General features: G+C 57.2%; 8 protein-coding genes and 3 tRNA genes. 9 read left to right on the top strand and 2 right to left on the bottom strand.

Features of this window, described 5'->3' with window-relative positions:
* Window positions 1-88: 88 nt before the first annotated feature.
* From uvrC to RRB22_15635, 5 genes are all read left to right on the top strand, one after another.
* Window positions 89-1,924, top strand: coding sequence for an excinuclease ABC subunit UvrC (uvrC, locus tag RRB22_15615; protein ID MDT8385829.1), 1,836 nt, complete (start codon window positions 89-91; stop codon window positions 1,922-1,924).
* Between the two features lie 12 nt (window positions 1,925-1,936).
* On the top strand, window positions 1,937-2,503 hold the full coding sequence (gene pgsA, locus RRB22_15620) for a CDP-diacylglycerol--glycerol-3-phosphate 3-phosphatidyltransferase (GenBank protein MDT8385830.1): 567 nt from the start codon (window positions 1,937-1,939) through the stop codon (window positions 2,501-2,503).
* A gap of 60 nt (window positions 2,504-2,563) precedes the next feature.
* A tRNA-Gly gene (locus tag RRB22_15625) sits at window positions 2,564-2,639 on the top strand.
* A gap of 104 nt (window positions 2,640-2,743) precedes the next feature.
* Window positions 2,744-2,817 (top strand) — tRNA-Cys (locus RRB22_15630).
* Between the two features lie 48 nt (window positions 2,818-2,865).
* A tRNA-Leu gene (locus RRB22_15635) sits at window positions 2,866-2,952 on the top strand.
* Between the two features lie 196 nt (window positions 2,953-3,148).
* Here the strand turns inward: RRB22_15635 and RRB22_15640 are convergent.
* A complete protein-coding gene (locus RRB22_15640) occupies window positions 3,149-3,526 on the bottom strand; it encodes a hypothetical protein (protein ID MDT8385831.1) in 378 nt (125 codons plus the stop codon).
* A gap of 635 nt (window positions 3,527-4,161) precedes the next feature.
* Here RRB22_15640 and RRB22_15645 point away from each other — a divergent pair.
* The 4 genes from RRB22_15645 to RRB22_15660 all read left to right on the top strand — a co-directional run bounded on the left by RRB22_15645 (window position 4,162) and on the right by RRB22_15660 (window position 9,073).
* Entirely contained in the window at window positions 4,162-5,649 is a 1,488-nt protein-coding gene (locus RRB22_15645) for a SulP family inorganic anion transporter (GenBank protein MDT8385832.1), read from the top strand.
* 19 nt (window positions 5,650-5,668) lie between these two features.
* Complete coding sequence (locus RRB22_15650; protein MDT8385833.1) at window positions 5,669-6,523, top strand: universal stress protein; 855 nt, start codon at window positions 5,669-5,671, stop codon at window positions 6,521-6,523.
* 104 nt (window positions 6,524-6,627) lie between these two features.
* The gene (cfa, locus tag RRB22_15655; protein ID MDT8385834.1) at window positions 6,628-7,755 is read left to right on the top strand and encodes a cyclopropane fatty acyl phospholipid synthase; all 1,128 of its coding nucleotides are present in this window, start codon (window positions 6,628-6,630) and stop codon (window positions 7,753-7,755) included.
* A 91-nt stretch (window positions 7,756-7,846) separates the two neighbouring features.
* Window positions 7,847-9,073 (top strand): MFS transporter, encoded by a 1,227-nt coding sequence (locus tag RRB22_15660; protein MDT8385835.1) that lies wholly within the window; start codon window positions 7,847-7,849, stop codon window positions 9,071-9,073.
* A 68-nt stretch (window positions 9,074-9,141) separates the two neighbouring features.
* Here the strand turns inward: RRB22_15660 and RRB22_15665 are convergent.
* On the bottom strand, window positions 9,142-9,451 hold a 310-nt coding region (locus RRB22_15665), incomplete at its 5' end, for a D-hexose-6-phosphate mutarotase (protein ID MDT8385836.1).

Consider the following 9,451-nt stretch of genomic DNA (forward strand, 5'->3'; position numbering starts at 1 on the left):
CCAGACCAGGCGCCTCACCGACGCCATGTTCAGAAACATCTTCACGCGCGTCCGCAGCCTGCTCGAACGCGCCTGACGTCTCGGGTCAATGGCTGAAACCGCACCGGAACACGTTTTCGACGCAAAGTCTTTCCTGCGCAACCTGACTTCGGGTCCGGGAGTCTACCGTATGCTCGGGAGCGACGGGGAAGTGCTGTACGTTGGCAAGGCGCGCAACCTGAAGAACCGCGTCTCCAGCTATTTTCGCAGCAGCGGGCTGGCGCCAAAGACACGCGCGTTGATGCAGAACATGCACAACGTCGAGATCATGCTGACCAACACCGAATCAGAAGCGCTGATCCTCGAAAACACCCTGATCAAATCGCTCCGGCCGCGCTACAACGTATTGCTCAGGGATGACAAAAGTTATCCCTATGTTTATCTGAGCCTGCAGGATGAGTTTCCGCGCCTGTCTGTGCATCGCGGCGCGCGCCGTGGCAAGGGACGTTACTTTGGTCCTTATCCCAATGCCGGGGCGGTGCGCGAAAGTCTGCACCTGCTACAGCGCATGTTCCGGGTACGCCAGTGCGAGGACAGCTTTTTCAGCAATCGCAGCCGGCCGTGTCTGCAGTACCAGATCAAACGCTGCACCGCACCCTGTGTGGGACTGATCAGTGCCGAAGAGTATGCGGAGGATGTACGGCATACCGTGCTGTTTCTCGAAGGCAAGAGTGCTGTGCTGAAAAACGAACTGGTGGAACGCATGGAGCAGGCGTCGGCGCAGCAGGACTATGAGCGGGCCGCGATTTATCGTGACCAGATCGCCAGCCTCAGCCGCGTGCAGGAGCGCCAGTATGTCAGCGGCGAATCGGGTGATGTGGATATCGTGGCTGCGGTGGTGTCCGGCGGCGTGGCCTGTGTCCAGGTGTTCTTTATCCGCAATGGCGTCAACCTCGGCGACCGCAAGTTTTTCCCCAGGATCCCGGCCGCAGCGGATGTGACTGACGTGCTATCGGCGTTCGTGGCGCAGTACTACCTGACGCATCCGATCCCTGCAAAACTGATTACCAACCATGCTCTGGAAGACAGCGATCTGTTGATGCAGGTGCTGAGCGAGAAAGCCGGCCGCAAGGTCAGTCTGGTGCATCGGGTACGCGGTGAGAAAGCCCGCTGGCTGGCGCTCGGCGTGAAGAATGCCGAACAGGCACTGGCGGCGCGTCTGGGTAGTCAGGCCGGTATGGCGCGGCGCCTGCAGGAGCTGCGCGAACTGCTGCGCATGGATGAGATCCCGAATCGCATCGAATGCTTTGATATCAGCCACACACAGGGCGAGGGCACGGTTGCATCCTGCGTGGTGTTTGACCGGGAAGGTGCCAGAAAGTCCGACTATCGGCGCTTCACCATCCGTAATATCGTGCCTGGCGATGACTATGCCGCCATGGAGCAGGCCCTGCTGCGGCGCTACACGCGCCTGAAGAAAGAAGACTGCGTGCTGCCCGATCTGGTGCTGATCGATGGCGGAAAAGGCCAGATGACTTCGGCACAGAAAGTCATGGAAGAACTGCAGATCGTCGAGATCCTGCTGGTCGGCGTGTCCAAGGGAGCGGAGCGACGGCCGGGCATGGAGATCCTGCATATTCCCGCGCAGCATCGCGAGCTGGACCTGGATCCGACGTCCCCGGCGCTGCATCTGATTCAACAGATTCGCGACGAGGCGCATCGGTTCGCCATTACGGGTCATCGCCAGAGACGCGCCAAAGCGCGCAACGTTTCGCCACTGGAAGGCATACCGGGTGTCGGCCCGCGGCGCCGACAGCAATTGTTGAAGCAACTCGGTGGAATGCAGGAAGTGACCCGGGCGGGCGTGGACGATCTGTGTCGCGTGCCCGGGATCAGTCGTGCCCTGGCGCAGCAAATCTACGATACTTTTCACGGCGACACTTGATACACTGCGCGGATGGTATGGACCATTCCCAACATTCTGACCATGCTGCGCATCATGGTGATCCCGGTGCTGGTGGTGGTATTTTACCTCCCTGTGCACTGGGCCAACGAAGCCGCCACGGCGTTGTTTGTCGTCGCCGCGCTGACCGACTGGTTCGACGGTTACCTGGCGCGCAGGCTTGGACAACATTCCGCGTTCGGCGAATTTCTCGACCCGGTGGCGGACAAGCTTATCGTCGGAGTGGTTCTGATCATGCTGGTGCAGGACAATCCGCACTGGTGGTTCGTGATCCCGGCGTCGATCATCGTAGGCCGCGAAATTGCCATATCGGCATTGCGCGAATGGATGGCGAAAATCGGCGAGCGGGCCCAGGTGGCAGTTTCCGTAATCGGCAAGATCAAAACCACGGTGCAGATGATCGCCCTGTTGCTGCTGTTGTACCGCGATCCCCTGTGGGGCCTGCCGATCCATGAAGCGGGGATTCTGCTGCTGTATATCGCCGCCGCGCTAACTCTCTGGTCGATGGTGATTTATCTGAAAGCCGCCTGGCCGGTGCTGGCGGACAGCAAGCACGCCTGAGGGCATTTTTCGGAGTTGACAGGAGGCGCTACATCCATACAATATGCGCTCTCTTTAGACGCGGGAATAGCTCAGCTGGTAGAGCACAACCTTGCCAAGGTTGGGGTCGCGAGTTCGAATCTCGTTTCCCGCTCCAAATACCAGACCCCGGTACCAGGCCGGGGTTTTTTTTACCCGGATTCGCCGGCATTCACGCCAGTAGAGCGCACGGGTATAGTACCAAGTTCAACTGCACGTCATGGCTGGGTGGCAGAGTGGTTATGCAGCGGCCTGCAAAGCCGTGGACCTCGGTTCGACTCCGGGCCCAGCCTCCATTTTCTTTCTTTGTCTCCCCCTCCTCAATCTGTACAATCCGGCCAAACGCCCGGGTGGCGAAATTGGTAGACGCAAGGGACTTAAAATCCCTCGGGGGAAACTCCGTGCCGGTTCGATTCCGGCCCCGGGCACCACTATTAAAAATCAACCTTTTACAACTAAGCGGAACGGCGGTTGGCGTGCGGAAGTTTGCATTAAAGGCGCGCGCACATCGGCGACGTTCACCACCAGGCTGGAGGCCCAGGCCTGGGCGGCACAAGAAGAGACCAGGTTGCGGGAAGACTCGTCTGGCAAGGTGCCGAATAAGCCGTTCCATGAACTGCTCGATCGTTACAGCCGCGAGGTCAGTTCGAAGAAGCATGGTGTTGTCCGGGAGCAGAGGATGATCAACGTCATTCTCCGCGATCCAATCGCTGACGTGTCGTTGCGCATGCTCGCGCCGACGGATATCGCCGCCTGGCGTGACCGGCGCTTGAAGAAGGTCTCTGAACCGCACCGGGTTTCGCGCGCCGCTTCGTCACGGAAATGGTGTACGCCAATGTAGACCGGTTCACTATTCGCTTCGCCGCTTTTGTGGAAATCGAAGCGACCGAAGTAAGGCGAGCGTAACAGCTTGTGCAGCTTCTGCCGCTGCGCCTTGATCGCCTCGGCGGAGTTCAGGGTCTGCTCGATGGCTTGGCGTACCGCGATCTTTTCGATGTGATCCATGTCGCGCCGAGCTTCCCACAGGTACTCCTTGCGGGTCTTGATCTCCTGCGCGTAGTCGTTGAGCCGTATGTCAATCTGGGCAAGCGCGTCGCGGAAGCTCGTCTGACAGTCTTCCAGGCGAGCCTTTTATTCGGTTTCAGCAGTACTCATACGGGGTTCGTTTTCTCCATTTTCATGAGCTGACGTTACATTTTAACCCAGGTAAGCCTCGCGCTTGCACGCTTGAGGCTCCTCTGCTCTTTGTCGAGATGTAGTGTGTTTGTGGCGTTGCCACGGTAGCTGAATTTTTTCAGAGTTTCCCTGATGCGGCTTACCGGGTCAGAACTTAATAAGTTAAATTAATAATTGCCCTTGTGTTCAAGTACGTTACTCTCTATAATTCGCGGCTATGAAAAACATCACCCCGCCGTAGTACCATCTCAATTTCCGTTGATTCAGAAAGATTATTTATGCGATGTAACGGCTCCCTCGTGTTACCCAAGTAGCGCCGCTTATCCTGTTTAGCCCTTCCTGCGGGTCGAGCTTGCTCTGCTACGTCATAATTATTTTTTATCAAGGGCCTATGCCTTCCCCCCGACCTTTGGTCTGTCATTGCTCTATGCAATATACAGCCATGCTGTGACAGGTTGTTTTATATGCTCGATGTCATTAAACGAAACTGGTTTTCCAATATCCGTGGCGACACCTTGGCCGGGATTGTGGTCGCGCTGGCACTGATCCCCGAGGCGATCGCATTTTCCATCATCGCCGGGGTTGACCCCAAGGTCGGGCTCTATGCGTCCTTCTGTATTGCCGTGGTGATTTCCTTTACCGGTGGACGTGCCGGGATGATCTCCGGTGCAACCGGCGCGATGGCGCTGTTGATGGTGATCCTTATCAAGGAGCACGGCCTGGAGTATCTGCTGGCTGCCACCATTCTTACCGGTATCCTGCAGATCATTGCAGGATATATAAAGCTGGGTTCTCTAATGCGTTTCGTCTCCCGTTCGGTAGTGGTGGGCTTCGTTAACGCACTGGCGATCCTGATTTTCATGGCTCAGCTGCCCGAACTGTTCTATGAGGGTGTCACCTGGTATGTGTACGCCTTTACCCTGGGCGGCCTGGCGATTATCTATCTGCTGCCAATGGTCACCAAGGCCGTGCCCTCGCCATTGGTGACTATTGTGGTGCTGACGGTGATCGCCATGGTGCTGAACGTGGATATTCGCACCGTTGGCGACATGGGCGAGCTGCCCGATACCCTTCCGGTCTTTTTGCTGCCGGATATTCCATTGAATCTGGAGACTCTTCTGATCATCCTGCCCTATGCTATTTCCCTGACAGTGGTGGGTCTGTTGGAGTCGCTAATGACCGCAACCATCGTAGATGATCTCACCGATACCACCAGCAACAAGGACCGAGAGTGCAAGGGCCAGGGTGTGGCGAATATCGCATCCGGCTTCATTGGTGGCATGGCCGGCTGTGCGATGATCGGCCAGTCGGTGATTAACATCAAATCCGGGGGCCGTACCCGCATGTCTTCCCTGATCTCGGGAATTGTGTTGATTCTGATGGTGGTCTTCCTCGATAAGTGGGTGGCGCAGATTCCGATGGCGGCGCTGGTGGCAGTGATGATCATGGTCGCTATCGGTACCTTCAACTGGGAGTCGCTACGCAACCTCAGGGAGCATCCGCTTACCACCAATATCGTAATGGTTGCCACGGTGTTGGTGGTAGTCTTCACCCACAACCTTGCCTATGGCGTATTGGTTGGGGTGCTGCTGGCGGCGATGTTCTTTGCTCGCAAGGTGGCCCAGTTCGAGTATGTCGCCTCCGAGTTGAGCGAGGATGGTGAGACCCGTCACTACCGCGTTGTGGGGCAGGTGTTCTTCGCCTCAGCCGACGAGTTTATTGAATCATTCGACTTCGGCGAGGCGGTGGACAAGGTCGAGATCGACCTGTGCAATGCCCATTTTTGGGATATTACCGCCGTAATCGCTCTGGACAAGGTGGTGATCAAATTCAGGCGAAACGGTACCGAGGTGGAGCTCAAGGGCCTGAATGAAGCCAGTGCGACTATCGTTGACCGGTATGCCATTCATGACAAGCCGGATGCGGTGGAAAAATTGATGGGCGGCCACTAGCCACTGCGAGGAGGATGAGATGACGGATAAGGTGATAGCTGCGATCGACGGTTCCCGCTCCTCCGAGTCAGTCTGTGATCACGCCGCCTGGGCCAGTAAGCGCCTGGCCGCGCGATTGGCTTTGCTGCATGTGGTGCGTACACCCCATGCGGACAAGGTGGCTGACTACAGTGGCAACCTGGCCGTCGATAATCGCAAGAAATTGCTCAATGAGATGGTCGAGATTGAGGAACAGCGCAATCGCCTGTTACGTGAGCAAGGCAAGGCCATTCTTGCCGATGCCCTTGAGCGAGTCACGGGGCAGGGAATTGAAGAGGCGGAGCGCCTGCTGCGCCATGGCCGAATAACCGAGATGCTGAATGATTTGCAGAGCGAGGCACGTCTCGTTGTGCTGGGTAAACAGGGCAAGGACGGCGATATGGTGAAGCGCCACGTGGGCAGCCACCTGGAAAGCCTGATTTCCACCCTGAAAACCCCACTCCTTATCGCGCCACTGGAATACGTACAGCCGAAAAATATTTTGATTGCCTATGATGGTAGTGCCACCGCCGAGAAGGTTGTCGACAAGGTTGCCAAAAGCCCACTACTCAAGGGGCTGCCAGCCCATCTGCTGATGGTGGCTGAAGATAATGGCGGCAATCAGACAAAGATGGATCAGGCCAGGAATAAGCTGGATGCGCAGGGTTTTGATGTCACCACATCCATTCGTGGCGGTGATGTGTCGAATGTGATCTGCCGATACGCAGATGAGCATGATATTCATCTGATGGCGATGGGGGCCTTTGGGCATTCGGTAATGCGTCGCTTCTTTGTTGGCAGCACCACCACCCGCATGATCATGCAGGCGCAAATACCGCTGCTAATCCTGCGCTGAGGACTATCTAGACAAACATGTCGGTTTAGTTAGCGGGAAAATGGAACTTCCCATAGCGAATTACTTGTAAACGGGAATTGCTGATGAACGTACGTAGTACCGAAATGCCATATCATTATGACAGTAAATTGTTCAGGAAGATGTCTGCCATGTTGGAGAAGGCCGATATCCAGATAAATGGCAACAGGCCATGGGATATTCAGCTCTATTCCCCCGAAGTACTGAGCAAGGCCGCCCTGCTCGGAAATTTAGGCTTGGGTGAGACCTATATGCGCGCGCAGTGGGATGTCGAGCAGCTGGACGAGTTTTTTAATCGCATACTTCAGGCTGGTCTGGACAAGGAGGTTGGTTCGGCGCGCATATGGCTACAGGATCTGCGTGCGCGTTTTCTGAACTTACAGACAGTACGCCGTGCCTGGCATGTGGGTGAGGCGCATTATGATCTGGGTAACGATTTTTATGCGGCAATGCTCGACCCGCGCATGACCTACACCTGTGGTTACTGGAAGGATGCCGACAACCTGGAAGAGGCGCAGGAAGCCAAGCTCGATATGATTTGCCGCAAACTCGAATTGAAACCCGGCATGAAGGTGCTGGACATCGGCTGCGGTTGGGGAAGTTTCATGGGTTATGCGGCGGAACATTACGGTGTCAGCTGCGATGGTGTAACCATTTCCAGAGAGCAAGCTGCATGGGCAAAAGAGCGCTATAAAGATCTGCCCTTGAATTTTCTGCTGCAAGACTACCGCGAGACCTATGGTCAATATGACCGTGTCGTCAGTGTCGGCATGTTCGAGCACGTTGGTCGAAAAAACTTGCGGGTTTTCATGGAAGTGGCCGAGCGTTGTCTTGCCGATCACGGCATGATGCTGCTGCATACCATTGGAAAAAATGAAACGCATACCGCACCGGATCCATGGATCGATAAATACATATTTCCCAATGGCGACTTGCCGGCCCTGACCCAGATCACCCGGGCGGCTGAGGGGCTGCTGGTTATGGAAGACTTGCACAATTTTGGTGCCGATTACGACAAAACCCTGATGGCATGGCATGCGAATTTCGAGGCCGCATGGCCACAATTCAGTGACAAAATGGATCAGGCCTTTTACCGTATGTGGCGTTATTATCTATTGAGCTGTGCCGGTGCGTTTCGTGCCCGGGATATTCAGTTGTGGCAGTTCGTTTATTCCAAGCGAGGTGTGCTTGGTGGTTATAGTCGCCCTATGTAACCAGAATCATTTAGTTGGCACATAGTTGTATAACTTTTGCGCACCGCCCAAGCTGTAGCGGAATTCATAACAGCTATATAGACTGCCCGCCATGCCAAAACGCCTCCTGTCTCGCGACTACCTGGCCTTTTTGTGGGCACACCGGCGCCTGCTGGCCTTCGGGCTGCTGACCGCCATGCTCTCCGGTTTCGGCCAGACCTTTTATATCGGCCTGTTCAATCCCCAGCTGCGGGCGAGTTTTGATCTCGGCCACGGCGAACTGGGGCTGGTGTATGGAGGCGCGACTCTGGCTAGCGCCCTGCTGCTGACGTGGCTGGGCAAGCTCTACGATCGCAGCGATCTGCGACTGTTCTTGAGTGGCACCGCACTGCTGCTGATCACTGGCTGTCTATTGCTGGGTGTCAGTCACACGCTCATAGTGTTAATCTTCGCGTTGTTTTTATTACGCCTGGGCGGCCAGGGACTTATGACCCATATCGCCCTGACCACCATGGCGCAACGTTTCCACGGCGGACGGGGCAAGGCGGTCTCGATTGCCGCCATGGGCCTGCCGCTGGCCGAGGCGGTCTTCCCGGCCACGGCCGTCATTGCGCTGGCCTACCTGCACTGGCGCGAGTTCTGGCTGGTGGGCAGTGTCGTGGTGGTGCTGTTTTTACCGCTGTTACTCTGGTTGTTAAAAGGCGCCCATGGCGGTGAACTGCCCGTCGAGATCCGGGAACCGCACTATTCACGCGACTGGTCACGTCGCGAGGTGGTGCGTGACTGGCGCTTCGTGTTGCTGGTGCCGGCCGCCATGGCGGCGCCTTTTACGGTCACCATCGCCTTTTTTCACCAGATCCCGCTGGCCGAGGCCAAGGGTTGGACGACCGAACTGGTCGCCTCGGGGCTGGCGCTGTTCGCTGTCGGGCATGTGGGTGGGCTGCTGGGGGCCGGGCCACTGGTGGACCGCCTCACCGCCACCCGCCTGTTCGTTCCCTCGTTGTTGCCGTTGATCGCCGCCATGGTGGTGTTGGCCCTGTTCGACAGCACCGGTGCGGCACTGCTGTGGCCGGCGCTGCTGGGACTGGGGCTGGGATTCAATTCCAGCGCCTTGACGCCCCTGCTGGCCGAACGTTACGGCCTGGCCCATCTGGGCGCGATCCGGGCCTTGCTGCAGGCGGTCATGATCCTCTCGACGGCGATCGGCCCGCCGCTGCTCGGCAGCCTGCTCGATCGGGGTCTGCACACCGACACCCTGGCCGGCTGGATCGGCGCCGGGATCCTGATCGCCACGCTGCTGGCTGGCGTGGCTCTGTATGCCGATCGGCAGACCCCGTAACGCTCGCCCGCGCCGACAGCACCGGGGTACTTCGCGAACTCAAGGTGATAGGGAATCGGAACGTAGACTCAGCGCACCGCGATAGTCATCGCCATGCGGTGTGATTCCCCCGCCTTGAGGGTGTAGGCGTTATCCAGCGCATTGGCTGCCTCAACGCAGACCATGTGCGCGTACTGATCGTCGGGCATGTCGGTAAAGCCTTTAGCACCTTCGGGGCCCGGGTTCCAGATGACCGTGCTGGCGCTGTTGCTCTTCTGCATCACGATCTGGCGCTGGTTGCCGCTGTCCTCGAGGATTACCTGATCGGGATGATCGACGAACACGCACTCCATCGGCGCGCTCACCTGTAGCGGCTCCGCCTGGGTGAAACGCTGGCCG

The sequence above is a fragment of the Gammaproteobacteria bacterium genome, from assembly GCA_032250735.1.
In the GTDB taxonomy this organism is placed as follows: Bacteria; Pseudomonadota; Gammaproteobacteria; order SZUA-152; family SZUA-152; genus SZUA-152.

Excerpts from the sequence above, each read along its gene's own strand:
- uvrC (MDT8385829.1), top strand. The coding sequence starts at position 89 with ATGGCTGAAACCGCACCGGAACACGTTTTCGACGCAAAGTCTTTCCTG.
- pgsA (MDT8385830.1), top strand. The coding sequence starts at position 1,937 with ATGGTATGGACCATTCCCAACATTCTGACCATGCTGCGCATCATGGTG.
- RRB22_15640 (MDT8385831.1), bottom strand. The coding sequence starts at position 3,526 with ATGGATCACATCGAAAAGATCGCGGTACGCCAAGCCATCGAGCAGACC.
- RRB22_15645 (MDT8385832.1), top strand. The coding sequence starts at position 4,162 with ATGCTCGATGTCATTAAACGAAACTGGTTTTCCAATATCCGTGGCGAC.
- RRB22_15650 (MDT8385833.1), top strand. The coding sequence starts at position 5,669 with ATGACGGATAAGGTGATAGCTGCGATCGACGGTTCCCGCTCCTCCGAG.
- cfa (MDT8385834.1), top strand. The coding sequence starts at position 6,628 with ATGCCATATCATTATGACAGTAAATTGTTCAGGAAGATGTCTGCCATG.
- RRB22_15660 (MDT8385835.1), top strand. The coding sequence starts at position 7,847 with ATGCCAAAACGCCTCCTGTCTCGCGACTACCTGGCCTTTTTGTGGGCA.